14 protein-coding genes and 1 other RNA gene are annotated in these 18051 nt (G+C 35.4%); 10 read left to right on the top strand and 5 right to left on the bottom strand.

Annotated features, from left to right (window positions below; genetic code table 11):
* The first annotated feature begins 7 nt into the window (after positions 1 to 7).
* The 5 genes from KYG33_RS10145 (at position 8) to KYG33_RS10125 (ending at position 8242) form a co-directional block, all read left to right on the top strand.
* The gene (locus tag KYG33_RS10145; RefSeq protein ID WP_219073174.1) at positions 8 to 166 is read left to right on the top strand and encodes a hypothetical protein; all 159 of its coding nucleotides are present in this window, start codon (positions 8 to 10) and stop codon (positions 164 to 166) included.
* A gap of 153 nt (positions 167 to 319) precedes the next feature.
* A complete protein-coding gene (locus KYG33_RS10140) occupies positions 320 to 2062 on the top strand; it encodes an AraC family transcriptional regulator (protein WP_219073173.1) in 1743 nt (580 codons plus the stop codon).
* Positions 2063 to 2822: 760 nt separating this feature from the next.
* Positions 2823 to 4271, top strand: a complete 1449-nt coding sequence (gene asnS / locus KYG33_RS10135) for an asparagine--tRNA ligase (RefSeq protein WP_047386768.1) — start codon at positions 2823 to 2825, stop codon at positions 4269 to 4271.
* A 160-nt stretch (positions 4272 to 4431) separates the two neighbouring features.
* Positions 4432 to 5895: an RNA polymerase factor sigma-54 gene (gene rpoN, locus KYG33_RS10130; protein WP_077419195.1), complete on the top strand. Its 1464-nt coding sequence runs from the start codon at positions 4432 to 4434 to the stop codon at positions 5893 to 5895.
* Positions 5896 to 6094: 199 nt separating this feature from the next.
* Positions 6095 to 8242: a hypothetical protein gene (locus KYG33_RS10125; RefSeq protein ID WP_219073172.1), complete on the top strand. Its 2148-nt coding sequence runs from the start codon at positions 6095 to 6097 to the stop codon at positions 8240 to 8242.
* A gap of 271 nt (positions 8243 to 8513) precedes the next feature.
* On the opposite strand, the gene KYG33_RS10120 is transcribed toward KYG33_RS10125, so the two are convergent.
* Genes KYG33_RS10120 through KYG33_RS10110 form a run of 3 tightly spaced genes read right to left on the bottom strand, consistent with a single transcriptional unit; the run spans position 8514 to position 11353 of the window.
* Positions 8514 to 10136, bottom strand: coding sequence for an AMP-binding protein (locus KYG33_RS10120; protein WP_180564459.1), 1623 nt, complete (start codon positions 10134 to 10136; stop codon positions 8514 to 8516).
* Positions 10137 to 10194: 58 nt separating this feature from the next.
* The gene (locus tag KYG33_RS10115) at positions 10195 to 10869 is read right to left on the bottom strand and encodes a beta-carotene 15,15'-monooxygenase (RefSeq protein ID WP_077419198.1); all 675 of its coding nucleotides are present in this window, start codon (positions 10867 to 10869) and stop codon (positions 10195 to 10197) included.
* The gene (locus KYG33_RS10110) at positions 10862 to 11353 is read right to left on the bottom strand and encodes an RNA polymerase sigma factor (RefSeq protein ID WP_047386784.1); all 492 of its coding nucleotides are present in this window, start codon (positions 11351 to 11353) and stop codon (positions 10862 to 10864) included. Before KYG33_RS10110 ends, KYG33_RS10115 begins: the two co-directional genes overlap by 8 nt.
* A gap of 159 nt (positions 11354 to 11512) precedes the next feature.
* Between KYG33_RS10110 and rnpB the strand changes: the two genes are divergently transcribed.
* The 4 genes from rnpB to KYG33_RS10090 all read left to right on the top strand — a co-directional run bounded on the left by rnpB (position 11513) and on the right by KYG33_RS10090 (position 13731).
* Positions 11513 to 11837: RNase P RNA component class A (gene rnpB, locus KYG33_RS10105), an RNA gene on the top strand.
* Positions 11838 to 12013: 176 nt separating this feature from the next.
* Positions 12014 to 12544, top strand: coding sequence for a hypothetical protein (locus tag KYG33_RS10100; RefSeq protein ID WP_077419199.1), 531 nt, complete (start codon positions 12014 to 12016; stop codon positions 12542 to 12544).
* Positions 12545 to 12566: 22 nt separating this feature from the next.
* Positions 12567 to 13094, top strand: coding sequence for a hypothetical protein (locus KYG33_RS10095; RefSeq protein ID WP_219073171.1), 528 nt, complete (start codon positions 12567 to 12569; stop codon positions 13092 to 13094).
* A 46-nt stretch (positions 13095 to 13140) separates the two neighbouring features.
* Complete coding sequence (locus KYG33_RS10090; RefSeq protein ID WP_180564457.1) at positions 13141 to 13731, top strand: glycine-rich domain-containing protein; 591 nt, start codon at positions 13141 to 13143, stop codon at positions 13729 to 13731.
* Between the two features lie 11 nt (positions 13732 to 13742).
* Here the strand turns inward: KYG33_RS10090 and KYG33_RS10085 are convergent, their stop codons facing one another.
* Together KYG33_RS10085 and KYG33_RS10080 are read right to left on the bottom strand one after the other, a co-directional pair.
* Positions 13743 to 14612, bottom strand: coding sequence for a polyphosphate kinase 2 family protein (locus KYG33_RS10085; protein ID WP_219073170.1), 870 nt, complete (start codon positions 14610 to 14612; stop codon positions 13743 to 13745).
* Positions 14613 to 14819: 207 nt separating this feature from the next.
* Positions 14820 to 15290: a DUF1573 domain-containing protein gene (locus KYG33_RS10080; RefSeq protein ID WP_077419203.1), complete on the bottom strand. Its 471-nt coding sequence runs from the start codon at positions 15288 to 15290 to the stop codon at positions 14820 to 14822.
* Between the two features lie 128 nt (positions 15291 to 15418).
* Between KYG33_RS10080 and KYG33_RS10075 the strand changes: the two genes are divergently transcribed.
* The gene (locus tag KYG33_RS10075) at positions 15419 to 18034 is read left to right on the top strand and encodes a valine--tRNA ligase (RefSeq protein ID WP_077419204.1); all 2616 of its coding nucleotides are present in this window, start codon (positions 15419 to 15421) and stop codon (positions 18032 to 18034) included.
* Positions 18035 to 18051 lie beyond the last annotated feature (17 nt).

Below are 18051 nucleotides of genomic sequence, written 5' to 3'. Positions count from 1 at the left end.
AAAGAAAATGGACCATGCGAAAATGTGTCCTGTTATTATTCAGTTTAAAGACAGAAACGGAGAGATGAAAGTCTGTCATTTTTATCTGACATCTCAGGGCTATGATCTTTTGTATGAAAACAATGGGAGAGTGTATTATCTGGAAGGTAGAGTAGAATGGAAATAATTGATGAAGAGAGTACAGTATGAAGACTTTACTCTCTTTTGTAAGTTTATCAGCATTGGTTTTAATAAAATTATTCCCCATTCACGGAAAAAAATAAAAGGATTGGTGTATCTACTGAAGAAAAATAATATTTTTGTAATATAGCTAGGATGAATGATGAAAATAAAACTTTTACTACTGTTTTTGATTATCGGGAATGTGTTCTGTCATTCACAAACCCATGATATAGAAAAAAATATCCCCGAACACCGTACTTATGAAGAATTGGAAAAAGAATTCTATGGCAGCCGTGCGGGAGAAGAAAACAGTAAAAGTATTGCAGACTCATATCTTAAAAAGGCAAAATCTGAAAAAAATATCAGTCATATTGCTGAGGGATATGTTATGCTTCATTTTGACGAAGACTTACCCAATGCTTTAAAATATCTTGACAGCTTACAGCATATCACCCAAAATTCTAAAGAAAATACCTATCCGGCCAGAACTTATCTTTTAAGAGGAAATCTTTATTTTAGAAATGATAATCTTCAGTCTGCATTGAATAATTATATCTTAGGGCTGAAGTATGCAAAAGAAAAAGGAAATAAGAGGCAGATTGCCATGGCACACATCAGTATTGCCTATCTGAATAATTATATTGGAAAACACGCGGAAACAGCTAAAGTATTAAGACATTATGCCTATGATGCTGATTATATGAATGAGGTTGAGAAAAACTCTCTCAAACTGAATCTGGCTGATGCTTACATAGAAATTAATAAAATGGATTCTGCGTATGTATTGATACAGAATGGCTTACAGGATTCCAAAAAAAATAATGATGTTTACCGTTATTATCAGAATCTTGGACTGCTGGGATATTATCATCTGCATTCAAAAAATTATCAGAAAGCTATTGATGGTTTATTGGAATGTGAAAAATATTTTTTTACAAATAGTAGTGGCAGTAAAAGAAACCAGCATTATACTCTTTTATATTTAGGGAAATCCTATGCCGGGCTTCAGGAAAAAGAAAAAGCTGTAGACTTTTTCCGGAAGATTGATTCTATGGTTCTTAAAACAAATTATATCTATCCGGAGCTGAGAGATGTATATACTTACCTGATTGATTATTATAAAGAAAACGGTGATAAAGAAAAACAACTGTATTATGTGGATCGCTTTTTAAAAGTTGATCAGGTTCTGGATACTCAATTCAGATATATTTCCAGAGAGCTTCCGAGAAGATATGATACTCCGGAACTACAGCAGGAGAAAGAAAATATTACCAATGAGCTTACAAAAAGAAAGAGTCTCTTTTATATTGTTTTAAGTCTTTTGCTTATATCACATTTATTATTTATCAACTTTTATTTCAAATACAAAAAATCAGAAAAAAATTATAAAAAGATTGCCCAGGATCTGATCCAGTCTGTTAATGAAAACAGAGTAGGAAAGAACAAAGATTCTGAATTCAAAAAAGAAACCCTGTCTGAGCCTCTTCCGATAGAAAATACAGTAAATTCAGAAGACAGAACTACTAGAACAATCTCAGAAGATATTGCCCAAACCATTTTAAGAGAACTTGAAATCTTTGAAAACAAAGACCAGTTTTTAAACAAAGGAATTACATTGGGAAGTCTCGCCAAAAAGATAAAAACAAACTCTAAATATCTGTCGGAAATTATCAATACTTACAAAGGGAAAAATTTTGCAACGTACCTCAACGATCTCCGTATTGATTATGCCATCAGCAGATTGGCCAATGACAGAAAATTCAGGTCCTATAAAATTCCATTTATCGCAGAAGAATTAGGGTATAATAATGAGCAGGCTTTCACTTTAGCCTTCAAAAAACGAACCGGAACCCCTCTTTCCATCTATTTGAAAGAGATTGAAAATATGTCTTCAAATTAGGTTTAATTTATTGGTATTCATTTACTTTGTGTTTATAAATTCATGATTTTATGTATATAAATTTATGAATCTATAGATCATATACTTGTTTCATTATTCCACTTCCTGCATCTTTGCTTCAGGTAAAAACACAACCATTTATTTTGTATGTGCACAATACAAGATATCATTCCAGACTATTGATTAATTAAAAAATTAAATCAGGAATTGTATCATAAAAATTAATAATGAAGTGGATAAGAACCAAAAATAATAACCAGAAAATAAAATGTAAATAATGAGATAATTGTTCAAAAGTTTGGAAATATAAAAGTGTAGTGATCATTAAAAATCATAAACAGTTAAAAACAAAATCCAGTGGTGAATCCGCCACAAAGTTTAAAAGTATAGTATAGTCTAAAAATGGATGTATGACCGGGTAATTTACCACGGAGTTATCACTTAAAAACTAATAACCATTTCAATAAAACTAATTCCATGAAAACTCAGAGTAAAATAAAATTTTATTCTTTTTAAAAGTGATAGTGTAAGTGTGTTCATTCCGTGTCAATACGGATTTTATTGAAGTTCAGGACAATATTGAGTGGAAATGTAACCTGAAAATGAAGAAGAGTCTGCAGCAGAAAACAGGTGAATTCCCTGAACTCAAAGTTTAAATACTCGTTAAATGATTTTTAAAGACGGCGCAATCATCAAGTTGCGCTGTTTTTTTGTAACTTTGCGGACATTAATTTTTATATAAAAAATTTATCATCAACAAATGAAAAAGCAAACGATCAAAGAAGTCCTAAAGGATTACAAGAAAGTATTACATCATGACATTACAGTTTACGGATGGGTAAGATCATTCCGTGCAAATCGCTTTATTGCACTTAATGATGGTTCTACGATTAATAATTTGCAGATAGTTGTTGATTTCGAAAATTTTGATGAAGCAATCATCAAGAATATCAGTACTGCTTCTTCCCTGAAAGTAGTGGGTGAGGTAGTGGAAAGCCAGGGAGCAGGACAGTCTGTGGAAATTATCGCTAAAAAGATTATTGTTTTAGGAGATAATTTTACAGAAGAACTTCAGAGTACAATTCTTCAGCCTAAGAAACACAGTCTTGAAAAACTTCGTGAGCAGGCACACTTAAGATTCAGAACAAACCTTTTCGGAGCAGTGTTCAGAGTGCGCCATGCAGTAAGCTTTGCGGTTCACTCGTTCTTCAATCAAAACCAGTTCTTCTATATCAACACACCGGTTATTACAGGAGCAGATGCAGAAGGAGCAGGTGAAATGTTTGGAGTAACCAATTTTGACCTGAACAATATGCCGAGAACTGAGGAAGGAGATATTGATTTTGCACAGGATTTCTTCGGTAAAAAAACAAACCTTACCGTTTCAGGACAGCTTGAAGGAGAAACTGCAGCCATGGGATTAGGAAGAATCTATACATTCGGACCTACTTTCCGTGCTGAAAATTCTAACACCACAAGACACCTTGCAGAATTCTGGATGATTGAGCCGGAAGTTGCTTTCAACAACCTTGAAGACAATATCGACCTTGCGGAAGATTTCTTAAAATATGTAATCCAGTATGTATTGGATAACTGTAAAGATGATCTTGAGTTCTTAGACAACCGTTTTGCAGAAGAACAGAAAACAAAACCGGAAAAAGAAAGAGCAAAAGAAGGTCTTATCGAAAAACTTCAGAATGTAGTGGCTAAGCGTTTCAAGCGTGTAAGCTATACAGAAGCAATCGAAATCCTATTGAACTCGAAAGAAAATAAAAAAGGAAAATTTGCTTACCCGGTTGAAAGTTGGGGAACAGATCTTCAGTCTGAGCATGAAAGATATCTTGTTGAAAAACATTTTGAAAGCCCGGTCGTATTATTTGATTATCCGAAAGAGATCAAAGCTTTCTATATGAAACTGAACGATGACAATAAAACCGTTGCAGCTATGGATGTTCTTTTCCCTGGTATTGGTGAAATCATCGGTGGATCAGAAAGAGAAGCAAGACTGGATGTTTTAAAACAGAAAATGGCAGATATGCATGTAGATGAACATGAGCTTTGGTGGTATCTTGATACCAGAAAATTCGGTTCTGTGCCGCATGCAGGCTTTGGTTTAGGACTTGAAAGATTAGTTCTTTTCGTAACAGGAATGACGAATATCAGAGATGTGATTCCTTTCCCAAGAACGCCGAAAAGTGCTGAATTCTAGAACAATAAAAAAAAGCCTTAATCACAAGTTAAGGCTTTTTTTATTTTTCAATAGTTTATTAAGATGGGATGTATCATGCAAAAATCATGCTAAATACGTTTTTTATCAAATAAATTTATTAAATTCGTAGAATATGTTATGTTAAAACGCAAATAAGAATATGCTTAAACAACACTTACAACTCAAATTAGGACAAAAGCTGGCCCCTCAGCAAATCCAGTTGATGAAGCTTATTCAACTTCATACTCTTGAATTTGAAGAGGAGTTGGAGAGAGAGTTAGAAGAAAACCCGGCTTTGGAAATTGCGAAAGAAGATTCTAAGGAAGATGAATACTCTTCCCTGGAAGATGCTTATAAGGATGAGGGTACAGAAAGCATTGAAACAGATTTCGACGTCAATGAATATATCTATGACGATGAACCGAGCTATAAAACTGCATCCAGCAACTATTCTCCGGATGATGAAGAATTTGACAACGAAAGCCTTCTCACAGAGGGACAGTCCTTATATGACTATCTTACAGAACAGATTCACCTGATTAATATCAGTGATGAAGATCTTAAGATTGCAGAATACCTTATCGGGAACTTAGATACAGACGGATATCTTAGAAGAGAAATCAAGTCTATAGTTGATGATCTGGCTTTCTCACAAGGAATTTACACAACTAAAGAAAAAGTTGAGGATATTCTGGAGAACTATGTTCAGAAACTGGATCCATCTGGAGTAGGAGCAAGAGGCCTGCAGGAATGTTTATTGCTGCAAATTGAAAAGAAAGTAAGCTCAGATAAAGCAGTTTCTTTAGCTGCCAATATTTTGAGACATCAGTTTGAAGCCCTGACGAATAAGCACTACAATAAGATCATTCAGAAATATGATATTGAAGAAGAAGATCTGAAAGATGCACTGGAAGAAATCTCAAAATTATCCCCGAAAGTAGGAGGGAACTTCGATACACAAACAATTACAATTAATCAGGAAATTATTCCGGATTTTGTAATTCAGGTAAAAGATGGATTGGTGATTCCTATGCTCAACAGCAAAAATGCACCTACTTTAAGAGTTTCTGAAGAATATAAAGATATTCTGACTACTTATTCCCATGATAAAAACTCATCGGAACATAAGCAGGCTGCATTATTTATCAAGCAGAAACTGGATGCCGCAAAATGGTATATAGATGCTATTAATCAGCGTCAGAATACTTTATTACAGACGATTACAGCCATTGTAAAGTTCCAGAAGGATTATTTCATTACCGGAGACGAAAAGTCTCTGAAACCAATGATTCTGAAGGACGTTGCTGATATTACAGGATTTGATATCTCCACTATTTCAAGGGTGGTAAAAAGTAAGTATGCAGATACACCTAACGGGATTGTATATCTTAAAGACCTGTTTTCAGACAGCTTAACGAATGATGATGGAGAGGAAGTTTCTACCAAAGAGATCAAAACCCATCTTCAGGAAGTAATCAGTAAAGAAAACAAAAGAAAGCCGCTTACTGATGATGCATTAGTGGTAATTCTAAAGGAACAGGGTTATAATATTGCCAGAAGAACGATTGCGAAATATCGTGAACAGCTCAATATTCCTGTCGCAAGATTAAGAAAAGAACTTTAAAAATATAAAAAAGCATTTCAATTTGGAATGCTTTTTTTATTATTGAATTTGTACTTGTTTAAAGTTTTCATTCCTTCTTTTTTAATATAACAAGTTTTTATCAACAATTTCAGTACCGTATTTCTACTGAATAAAATTCAATCCTTTATCCCGACATTTGGTTGATTAATCTTTAACTGAACCAATTAACCATTTGCTTATGTCAACAAAAACCGTTCAATTTAGTGTTGAAGTGAAAAATATGATCATCACTTCAGGAAGTTTCCAAGTTTTTGGAATTGTTGAAAATTTTATTGGCGCTGTTAATAACAAAACCTCATTTGAAAACAATACTTTCAGTGTTGAAATTAAAAATGCAGAATCAGAATATTACACTGTAACCGTTTGGGTGCATGAATATATCATTGAAGATACAAAATATAAAATTGAAGGCGAGCCCTTAAGTTTATTGGCAACATTCTATCTTCCTGATGTCACTGCTCCTGTCATTGTGAATCCTGAATCCTCTATCGCTTCAATCTATACATTTGCACGTATGGCGAAAGTAGATGATAACGGAACAGTTCATATTACAGGTACCGAACGAAATATGAAAATTGCTTATGGGATGAAGAAGAATCTTTACAAAACAGAAGGAGTCATCGGGGCTATGATCAGCACATCACCGAATGGCTTTGAAACGAACAGTTATCCGATGTTCAACTCTTTATGTAATTTGTACTATTATTCTTTAACAAACCCAATCCTCAGTACAGGAAAACCTTTTTACAGACAGTTTTTGGATTATGCGTGGCATGAACCTTCTGAATCAAACAAAAATTTTCTTCAGGCTGTACGAAATTTATTACATGATCCTTGTAATAATGCCGATAATATTTATAAAATGCTTATTGGTTTGAAAGAAATTTACCCGGATTCATTAGTCTCAATGAAAAATATGACTGATGATCAAAAAATTCCTAATAACTGGACACTTACCTTAAAAAGTAATTCTTCGGGAGCTAAGAACTTTATTCCAAGTGGTGCTGCATTTGTTGTTTTTGATGCAGATGATAATGCATGGATCGCCAATAATTTCAGGGCCGGTTCTCCGGATTCCGGAACGCATTGTCCTGTTTATAAATACGATGCTACACCTGCTGATTTTTCTCCGGTTCAGGGTGGCGGACTACTTGGAGTAGCTTTTGGAGCTGCAGTGAGCCCGGATAAAAAATATATTTCCTTCGGTAACTTCGGCTGGGGTTCGGAATATAACAATCCACAAGAAGGAAGTGTCTCCCGTTTTTATTATAAAAATGGAAAACCGGTAAGCCCTTCCAATGGTTTTACATTAGGACTTTCCAGGGTTCAGGGAATGGAATATGATAATCAGGGAAATCTATGGATGGCTTCGGTGGGCTGCCAGGAACCTTTCGCACCTGCCAAACCGGGAGTTTATCCTTTTGAAAACGAACCGAGTGCAGTAGTTGTTTATCTAAAACCGGAAGATGGTTACTTTGGAAAGGGTCCCACAAAGGAATTAACTCTTATTTGTAATGAATTTCCCGTAAAAAGATCACAAAACTTACCTCCGTTACCAACCAAAACCCCTTATTTAAAAATATTTGATGTAATTCCTGATCATAAAGGAAGTGCTTATGTTTCCTGTATCGGAAATTATGATAAAGATGTTCCTGAAAATTGTGCTTTTTCAGCAGTTTATAAAGTTGCAATTGTAGGAAATCAACTGGTGGTTACAAATAGCTGGTTCAGTAATTACTCTGAAAGTGCCAATAAGCAGGAAGGTTATGAATCATTTCGTCAGATTGCAATAAATGGTAATGGCGATGTTGTTGTGGTAGGAGTAAGCAGCAGCCGTGCCACAGTCCTTAGCAAAGACCTTTCAACCGTTTTGGGATATTATGATGTCAATACTTATGCTCCCTGGGGAGTTAAAATAGATAAAAACCACACTGTTTTTCTGGCTAATTTTGGTCATGAAACGGATTTTAAGAATAACCCTACGCTGGATATGCAGGGGCCTTTTGGAGTAACGATGCTTCGTAATCCGTCAAAACCGGAAACGGCAATGCTGCTTACTCTTCCTACAGGCGGTTCTGAGGTCACTTTAGCTAATGGATATCCTTTATATGGTACTCAGCGAAAACCAAAATTGAACGAATCAAAACACGAAGAGTTACAAATGCATTGTTATCAGCCAATCATGAGACTGACTTCAACAAATATTGACGGTGCCGGAAATCTGTGGTGTATGAACAACTGGAAACCGTCAGCCCTTGTAGATGTTTTTGATAATCCCGGTGGTGACGGAGTAGTCATTTTCCTTGGAATTGCAGAACCTGAATAAAGTACATTTCCATTTAAAAATAAAATGCTCCAAAAGGATAAGCAATTATTCAAAGCAAATTCATATAAAAAAACCTGTTTAAGCATTTTAAACAGGTTTTTTTATTTTAATTGGTAAGTCTAAAATGCTTCTGGTGAAAAGCTCATATAAGACGAAAAATCAAACATTTTATAAAACTAATGTGTACTATTGTACATAAAGTTTGGCTCTAAAAAAACTTAAATATTTAAAACTTTTGTGTCTAAAATTATCAATGCAAATTGAGACATGCTCAATCTTTAAAACTGCCTAATTCTAACTCTTTCATAGAAATCTCCCGCATTTCTACTTTTCTTATTTTTCCGGAAATAGTCATGGGGAACTCATCTACAAACTTCCAGTATTTCGGTACTTTATAGTGGGCAATTTTTCCTTTGCAGTATTCCTGCAGTTCTTCAGCGGTGATGGTAAAACCTTTTCTCACTTTTACCCAGGCCATCACTTCTTCCCCAAACCTTTCACTTGGAACACCAATGATTTGAACATCAAGGATGTTGGTGTAAGTATATAAAAAGTCTTCAATTTCTTTAGGTGAAATATTTTCTCCGCCACGGATGATGAGGTCTTTTATTCTTCCTGAAATGGTAATATATCCGTCTTTATCCATTACTGCCATATCTCCGGTATGCATCCAGCGGGCATCGTCCAGTACTTTTTTAGTGTTTTCAGGGTCATTCCAGTATTTCAGCATGACAGAATAGCCTCTTGTACAAAGTTCGCCATGTTCTCCACGTTTCAGGGTTCTGCCATTTTCATCCACAATTTTTATTTCAAGGTGATCCTGAACAGTTCCCACAGTACTTACCTGCTTCTCCAGTGGTGTTCCTATTAAAGTCTGGGTAGATACAGGCGAAGTTTCCGTCATTCCGTAGCAGATGCTCATTTCTTTAATATTCATCAAACTTTCTACCTTTTTCATAATCTCGGGAGGGCATACTGATCCTGCCATGACACCAGTTCTTAAGCTTGAAAAATCATACTTATTAAAATCTTTTACTGCCAGTTCAGCAATAAACATGGTAGGAACACCATACAAAGAAGTACATTTTTCGTCAGAAACGGCTTTTAAAGTAATTTCCGGATCAAAACTGTCGTTGGGAATTACCATGCAGGCTCCATGGGCTGTGCAGCATATATTTCCGATAACCATACCAAAGCAATGATAGAAGGGAACGGGAATACAGACCCGGTCTTTCTCAGTATATTTTAATCTGATTCCGATAAAATAACCGTTGTTGAGAATATTATGATGAGAAAGCGTGACGCCTTTCGGGAAACCTGTAGTTCCGGAAGTATATTGAATATTAACAGGGTCATCAAATTGTACATGTTCTTCAAAACTGTGAAGAACTTCATCTGAAATATCCTGACCCTTATTGACAAAAGCTTCCCAGGTTTCATCAAAGAATATTTCATGTTCAAGGGTGGGGCATACTTCTTTGGCATACTCAACCATTTCTTTGTAGTTGCTGCTTTTATAACTTAAGGAAGAAAAAATGAAACGAACTTCAGACTGATTAAGGACATAGGTGAGTTCATGAGTCCTGTAGGCCGGATTGATATTAACTAAAATAGTTCCTATTCTCGCAGTGGCATACTGCAAAAGAACCCATTCATAACGGTTAGAAGACCAGATTCCGATTCTGTCACCGGCTTTTGCTCCCAAAAGCAGTAAAGCTTTTGCAACAGCGGTTGTCTGATTGTAAAATTCCTGGTAAGTAGCTCTGTAATTCTGATGAACACAGACTAATGCTTCCTGATGGGGATGTTTTTCGACAGTACTTTTAAGATTGGCTCCGATGGTCTGTCCTAATAATGAAACCTCAGAAGTTCCATATACATAAGATAAGGGCATAGTTTAAGATTTGGTGGGCTAAAATTAATAATTATATCCCGAAATATGCCTATGTATATTAACTTTCCTGAGAATCTATTTCTTTAAGCTGCTTTAAATTTTTATCAAGTTTTTTAATAATTGTACCATATACCAGTCTGTAATAAAGCCAGATCATAGATATGCCTAATAAGGTACTGACAACAATTCCTACTATAATGATGGTAAGATTTGAGCCGCTAGGCTGTATATTCTGAGAATTTAAAGTGTAAAATATGAATGCAGTCAATACAAACGTGAATATCAACAATAATACAATGCTGATCAGAATAAAAGCATTCACTGTGGTTTTGAACTTAATAATTCTGGTGATAAGACCCTTCAGATTTTCCTCAATCTTGATTCTTCTGTAATTCTGGTAGAACTTCAATACAAAATATGCTGTGATCAATAAACTTAAAACTTTTATAGCTAAATAAGCATGGCCGAAGTTGTTTTCTACTTCCGGAGCTTCCTGAGCGCCTAATCTTTCCAGCATTTTGCGGAAGCTGTCTGATTCTTCTTCCGGGAAAAGATAAAACAGACCTAATACGGAAAAGAACAAAAATTCTACAACGCTGATCCAGAAAATATACTTTATGTAATTACGTGATTTTCTATTCAACATCTGGAGAATCTCCTTGTCGTCATATTTAGGCTGAACAGGTTGTTCCTGCCATGTTTTTTTTAAACTATCTAGATCAAATTCAGGCATATTTTTCCATCTGTTCTTTAAGGGTTTTCTTTAATCTGTTCATTTTCACGCGTGCATTGACTTCAGTGATACCGAGGTTTTCTGCAATATCCTTGTAAGGCAGATCGTCAAGATACATCATGACAATGGCTCTTTCTACATTAGGAAGAGTCTTGATTACAGTATACAAAAGTGATACCTGCTGCTGTTTTTCATCGTCATCTTCCACAAAATCCTTGTGGTTGATGTCCAGCTCATTCGTAGGAAGACTTTTGCTTTTTTTTCTAAAGAGGGTAATGGCCGTATTGAGCGCTACACGATACATCCATGTGGAAATCTTGGAATTCCCTTTAAAGGAATCATAGCTTCTCCAGAGCTGTAAAACAATTTCCTGGAAAAGATCCTCCTCATCTTCCAGAGAATTGGTATACAGGCGCGATACCTTGATAATCAGACCCTGATTATCCTTAATAAGCTTCGCAAATTCTTTTTCTCTGGAATCCATAGATATATAATGGCACGAAGATAATAATAAAGTGGTAATTGGTGAAAATTATAATGTAAAATCATAGAAATGTGAAACAAAGAGAATTAACAGCTGAGATTTCTCTGCTGCCTTAGCTTTATCCACTTTCTTTGCGAAATTTATGTATCTTTGCATCCGCGAGAAAATCGGCTTGTTGATTTCCCGTTTTACGGGAGGTAGGAAAGTCCGGACACCATAGAGCAGCAAAGCGGATAACATCCGTCACCCGTGAGGGTAGGACAAGTGCAACAGAAAGCAAGTACAGTTCGGCTGTAGTGAAACCAGGTAAACTCTTTGCGGTGCAATGGTAAGTATATCGGTTCTTTTCAGTAATGGAAATAGGGGCGGCTCGTCCTGAAAACCGAGGGGTAATCAGCTCAAGTGTTGCAGCAATGTAATACGTAGATAAATAACAGGCACTTCTTCGGAAGTACAAAATCCGGCTTATAGATTTTCTCGTTTTTTACAATATAATCTTCCTCAAATTTTATTTTTAAAATCAAATCTGTTTTCATAGTTATATGTGAAAAAGGGTATTGTTTTGTATAAGTCTAATATAAGACTTATATGAAACTAAATAAGACGAATAGAAAACTTTTATATTTTTCTGTTACCACACATTTGTATAAACAAATTAAAATGAGAACAGAAATCACATTACATTCAGTTCCTGAAGAAAAACCCGGATATATTCTTATTCTACTCTACATTGCCTTTGTATACGGATTATTTTGGGTGATAGATCAATGTCTGGTTTATTTTTTCAGTGATGTTACCAATGTTATACTGATAAAGATTTTTAATAATACGGTATGGATCGGGTTGATGTTTTTAAATTATTTGATCGTAAAACATTTCCTTTATCTGATTAGAAAACAAAGAAAACGTCCGGTTATTTATCCTGCTTTAACCATCTCAAAAGAAGGAATAACTTATTATCCGGAAAACAAAAAATCCGAATGGGGAAATATTTCAGAAATACAGATTATAGATTCTATATTGGCTGTAACTGTAGATTTTGATTCTGGAAAAGATTTTAAACTTAACCTTTTCAAGACAGATCTTCAGAAGCAAATGAAGCAGGAAGATTTTGAAAAGCTATTGGAATATCATTATAAAAAAGAAATTTATACCTATATTACTCCATCATCCTGTGGTTGTGGCTGTTAATTTTAATATATTAACATACAAAATGAAAACAGAAATCACTTTATATAAATCCAGACAAAGAAAACCAGGATATATGGCGATTATTTTCTTTACGCTCATATCACTTGCTCTATTGACTGCCCTTTGTGCAATAATCTATCTTTTGCTGACAAGTAATAGTTTTTTTAAATTTTTAATCTCGGTTATTGTACTTGTATTGATATCAGCCTTATTTTATGGTTCAGTAAAAATCTTAATCGGATGCATTAGGGAACAGAGAACGCCGGAAGAAAAAGCTGTTGAAATATTATCCATCACCAAAACAGGAATTTTTAACCATAAGAAAAAGCAGCAATTGATTTGGAACGAAATTTCTGAAATTCAGATTATTGATGCCGTTATTTCGGTGACAGTAGATTTGTATCCTGAAAAAGATTTTCAATTAAATTTAGGGGATACAGATGTTTATACGGATATGAACAGAGATGATTTTGCAAAATTACTTCAATGTCATTACAAAAAAGAAATTTATAACTATAATAGCCCTCCATCATGTGGATGCGGAGGTTGATTGAGTTTATATTAATAACTAGCATTACCATTAAAATTTTGACATCATGAAACCCAAATTTACTTCCGTTTTACTTGATAGCACACAGTTAGATTATGACCAGAATCCTTTGTGGGAAAGGATTTCATCGTATCAGATTGATCAGGCTCACGTCATCATTCCATTTTCCAGAAAATTAGCTCAGACTGAAGGGTGGACGAGAAGATTCTGTCTGCTTGCCATTGAAGAATATAAAAAGTTTGTTTATTTATGCTGTATCTCAAAAAACGGAGCCTCCCCTTCAATCGTAGTAGATAAAGTATGGCATATGCATTTGCTCTATACCACTGAATACTGGAAAGAATTCTGTCCGAAGATCCTGGAAAGAGAGCTGCATCATTTCCCAAATGTAGGTGGAATTAATGATTATCATAAGCATCAGGACTGGTATCTGGAAACATTAAAACTGTACATCAATATTTTCAGGCAAAATCCACCCGAAGTTTTCTGGCGCATTCCAAAGGAAATTATACCATTCCTATTACCTGAAAATGGGAATAAGATAAAAAATACCGGACAATTCACATGGAAAAAAACCTTTGAAAAATTACATTCAAAGGTCTTTAATTATATTCATCACAGATCGGTTTTGAAATAAGCCATGACTGATTATTCTCCCATTAATTGTGTTTTGGCCCGCTCTAGGTCTTCTTTGTCTTTATCAGAAAGGGTAGGATATTTGAGATTCATTTTTTCAAGAGTATCAATAATAATCTGGATAGCAGCCACTCTTGCAAACCATTTGTTGTCGGCAGGAAGTACATACCAAGGAGCATGATCTTTTGATGTTTCATTGATTGCTGCTTCATAAGCTTCCATATATTGATCGAATAATGCTCTTTCCGGAAGATCTGCTGCAGAGAATTTCCAGTTTTTTTCCTGTTCATTGATTCTGTCCAGAAGCCTTTTTTTTTGCTCATCCTTAGAAACATGTAAAAAGATCTTTACAACCGTTGTTCCGTTCTGTGAAAGGTGCTTTTCAAAATTTCTGATACTTTCATATCTGTTTTCCCAGAATTTATTGTCGAAATCTTTTACTGAAGACCATGTTTTTTCACTTAAATTATATTCAGGATGTACTTTACAGACCAGGACACTCTCATAATGGGACCGGTTGAAAATCCCAATCATTCCTTTCTGTGGCAATGCGAGATAATGCCTCCATAAAAAATCATGGGAATACTCTTTAGAACTTGGTGTTTTAAAACTGGTCACATTGCATCCCTGAGGATTCACCCCTCCGAAAACATGTTCTATCATACTGTCTTTTCCCGCTGCATCCATAGCCTGTAATACAACCAGGAGAGACTGGCTTCCGTCAGCATATAATCTTTCCTGCAGTTCACGAAGCTTTTCTTTCTCCTGAATCAGCATTTGTTCTCCATCTTCTTTGGTGAGTTTTCCTTTATAAGATGTTGAAGTTTTTTTTATTGAAAACTTTCCATTTACCTTAAAGTCATCTGAGAAATTGGTGTCCATATATTTAAAAGATTAAAAGATGTTGTTGTTATAATTCAATAGGGGGTGGGCTTTAGCCCAGCCATTTTAAGAAGGAATAGGCCCAAAGATTTCAGCAAATGTCACTTCCTCCCACCCATTACCTGTCATCTGCTGCCTTAACAAACATAAATGTAATAAAAAAACCGCCTCTATGGAGACGGTTTCTTTATTTTTTTTGAGTAGAGATTACTTCGCAGCAGCCTTTTTAGCTAGTTTAGCAGCTTTTTTCTCAGCTTTAGCAGCTTCTTTCTGCTCAGCAGGAGTCAATACTTTTGCCTCAGCAACAGGAGCATTAGCGTCTACATTACCTTTAATGTAGATTACACTTCTACTGTTTACAGGGTCATTAGAGAAAACCTCAATCATTTTGTTGAAACCTCCAGGAATAGCAGTGTTGTATCCAACTTTGATCTTAGCGGATTTACCCGGCATGATAGGATCTTGGCTGAACTCAGGAGTTGTACATCCACAAGAAGGCTTTACGTTTGAAAGAATCAAAGGCTTATCACCTGAATTCGTTACAGTAAAGAATCTCGTACCATCAGCATTGGGCTTAATAGTACCGTAATCAAAAGTTGTTTTATCAAATGTAATTGTTTGTGCAGATGCAATTGCAAATGTCCCGAATAATGCAATTCCTGCAATTAGTTTTTTCATATTCTTGAATGTTAATACGTTTGTTAGATAAATTTTGTGAAACAAAGTTAAAAATTATTTTAATTCATGCTTAAAAATTTTTTTCTTTAGACTATTTTTGCAAATTGCAAGCCAAAGAAATAGAATTTATGCAGATTTCAGAAAAGTACAATCCACAGGAAACAGAACAGAAATGGTACAATTACTGGTTGGAAAATAAATATTTCCACTCAGAACCTAATGACAAACCACCATATACCGTGGTTATTCCTCCGCCAAACGTAACGGGGATATTACACATGGGACATATGCTGAACAATACCATTCAAGATGTTCTGGTCCGTCGTGCAAGAATGCGCGGGTTTAATGCTTGTTGGATTCCGGGAACAGATCACGCTTCAATTGCTACCGAAGCTAAAGTTGTTGCTAAATTGAAGTCTGAAGGAATCAATAAGTCAGATCTTACCCGTGAAGAATTTCTAAAACATGCCTGGGACTGGACTCATAAATATGGAGGTACCATCCTTGAGCAGCTGAAAAAACTGGGATGTTCTTGTGATTGGGACAGAACCCGTTTTACAATGGAAGATAATCTTTCAAAACAGGTCATCATAAGTTTCGTAGATCTGTATAATAAAGGAAAGATCTACAGAGGATACAGAATGGTCAACTGGGATCCTGAAGCCAAGACTAATATTTCTGATGAAGAAGTAATATTCAAAGAGCAGAACGGAAAACTATATTTCCTTAAATATAAAATTGAAGGCTCAGAAGAGTTCCTTTCAGTTGCTACTACACGCCCTGAAACTATTTTTGGGGATACTGCAGTGTGTATCAATCCTAATGATGAAAGATATGCTCACTTAAAAGGTAAAAATGTAATTGTACCGATTGTAAACAGAGTAGTTCCAATCATTGAAGACGAATATGTTGATATTGAATTCGGAACTGGAGCCCTGAAAATTACGCCGGCACATGATGTGAATGACTACGAAATCGGACAGAGACATCAGCTGAAAATGATTGATGCTTTGGATGATGACGGAAATCTTAATGAGCATGGATTACATTATGCAGGGAAAAACAGATTCGATGTAAGAAAGCAGATTGCAAAAGAACTGGAAGAAAAAGATCTTTTGCTGAAAGCTGAAGACTATGTAAATAAAGTAGGAACTTCGGAAAGAACAGGTGCGGTAATTGAACCTAAAATTTCTGTACAGTGGTTCCTTAAGATGTCTGATCTTGCTAAGCCTGCTTTAGACGTGGTAATGGATGATGATGTGAAATTCTATCCAGAGAAATTTAAAAATACCTACAAACACTGGATGGAAAACATCCGTGACTGGAATATTTCCCGTCAGCTATGGTGGGGACAGCAGATTCCTGCTTTTTACTACGGAACAGGAGATGAAGATTTTGTAGTAGCTGAAACCGCTGAAGAAGCGTTAGAATTAGCAAAACAGAAATCCGGAAATCCGGAACTTACTCTGGAGAATCTAAGACAGGATCAGGATACATTAGATACATGGTTCTCTGCCTGGTTATGGCCAATGTCTGTATTTGAAGGACTTTTAGATCCAGAAAATAAAGATATCAAATATTATTATCCTACTTCTGACCTGGTAACTGCCCCTGATATTATTTTCTTCTGGGTGGCAAGAATGATCATGTCCGGGCTGGAATACAAAAAAGAAGTGCCGTTCAAAAATGTTTACTTTACGGGAATTGTAAGGGATAAACAAAGAAGAAAAATGTCCAAATCTTTAGGAAACTCTCCGGATCCTATTGAATTAATGGAAAAATATGGTGCTGATGGTGTACGTGTAGGAATTCTATTGAGTTCTGCAGCTGGAAATGACCTTCTTTTTGATGAAGATCTAATGCTTCAGGGAAGAAACTTCATGACGAAAATCTGGAGCGCATTCCGTTTGATCAATATGTGGAATCATGAAGATAAACCTGCAATTGCTACAGATCACCAGGCTATTGAATGGTTTGAAAATAAACTGAACAAAACAATCGTTGAAATTAATGATCAGTTTGAGAAATTCAGAATTTCTGATGCGCTGCATTTGATCTATAAATTAATTTGGGATGATTTTTGTGGTTGGTATCTTGAAGCAATCAAGCCTAACTATGGAGAGGGAATTTCTAAAGAAGTATATAATAAAACCATCTATTTCTTTGAAGAATTGATGAAGCTGCTTCATCCGTTCATGCCATTCCAGTCTGAAGAAATCTGGCAGTTGATTTCTGAAAGAAGTATTGATGAAGCGCTTGTTATTGCCCAGCAGAAGAATGCTGATAACTTTAGTGAAGAGGTTATTAAAAACTTTGAAATCACAGCTGAATTGATTTCTGGAGTTAGAAATTACCGCCAGACAAAAGGAATTTCACCAAGAGAAACTGTTGAGGTATATACCAATGCTTCTGAATTTGCGAATGAAGCCGTAGTAAGAAAATTGGCTAATATTTCTGAGATCCATTTTGGGCAGAAAACAGATAAGCCAAGCTTTACCTTCCTGGTAGGAGCAACTGAAGTTTCTATTCCTTTAAGTGAAAACTTGGATTTAGGAGAAGAAAAAGTAAAAACTGAAGAGGAATTGAAATATTTAAAAGGATTCTTAATTTCAGTAGATAAGAAACTTTCCAATGAAAAGTTTGTTGCCAATGCTAAACCAGAAGTTGTAGAAGTGGAACGTAAGAAGCAGAAAGATGCTCAGGATAAAATTGCGATCCTTGAAGAGAAACTGAAAAGTTTGTAAAAATTGCCTAATAATAG

Origin of the sequence: Chryseobacterium sp. D764, from assembly GCF_019317325.1 — a bacterium.
Lineage (GTDB): Bacteria > Bacteroidota > Bacteroidia > Flavobacteriales > Weeksellaceae > Chryseobacterium.
The sequence above is the reverse complement of the archived record's forward strand: the minus strand, read 5'-3'. Positions and strand labels throughout refer to the sequence as shown.

Bases quoted from the DNA above. Each gene is read 5' to 3' on its own strand.
- KYG33_RS10145 (WP_219073174.1), top strand. From the start codon at position 8: ATGGACCATGCGAAAATGTGTCCTGTTATTATTCAGTTTAAAGACAGA.
- KYG33_RS10140 (WP_219073173.1), top strand. From the start codon at position 320: ATGATGAAAATAAAACTTTTACTACTGTTTTTGATTATCGGGAATGTG.
- asnS (WP_047386768.1), top strand. From the start codon at position 2,823: ATGAAAAAGCAAACGATCAAAGAAGTCCTAAAGGATTACAAGAAAGTA.
- rpoN (WP_077419195.1), top strand. From the start codon at position 4,432: ATGCTTAAACAACACTTACAACTCAAATTAGGACAAAAGCTGGCCCCT.
- KYG33_RS10125 (WP_219073172.1), top strand. From the start codon at position 6,095: ATGTCAACAAAAACCGTTCAATTTAGTGTTGAAGTGAAAAATATGATC.
- KYG33_RS10120 (WP_180564459.1), bottom strand. From the start codon at position 10,136: ATGCCCTTATCTTATGTATATGGAACTTCTGAGGTTTCATTATTAGGA.
- KYG33_RS10115 (WP_077419198.1), bottom strand. From the start codon at position 10,869: ATGCCTGAATTTGATCTAGATAGTTTAAAAAAAACATGGCAGGAACAA.
- KYG33_RS10110 (WP_047386784.1), bottom strand. From the start codon at position 11,353: ATGGATTCCAGAGAAAAAGAATTTGCGAAGCTTATTAAGGATAATCAG.
- KYG33_RS10100 (WP_077419199.1), top strand. From the start codon at position 12,014: ATGAGAACAGAAATCACATTACATTCAGTTCCTGAAGAAAAACCCGGA.
- KYG33_RS10095 (WP_219073171.1), top strand. From the start codon at position 12,567: ATGAAAACAGAAATCACTTTATATAAATCCAGACAAAGAAAACCAGGA.
- KYG33_RS10090 (WP_180564457.1), top strand. From the start codon at position 13,141: ATGAAACCCAAATTTACTTCCGTTTTACTTGATAGCACACAGTTAGAT.
- KYG33_RS10085 (WP_219073170.1), bottom strand. From the start codon at position 14,612: ATGGACACCAATTTCTCAGATGACTTTAAGGTAAATGGAAAGTTTTCA.
- KYG33_RS10080 (WP_077419203.1), bottom strand. From the start codon at position 15,290: ATGAAAAAACTAATTGCAGGAATTGCATTATTCGGGACATTTGCAATT.
- KYG33_RS10075 (WP_077419204.1), top strand. From the start codon at position 15,419: ATGCAGATTTCAGAAAAGTACAATCCACAGGAAACAGAACAGAAATGG.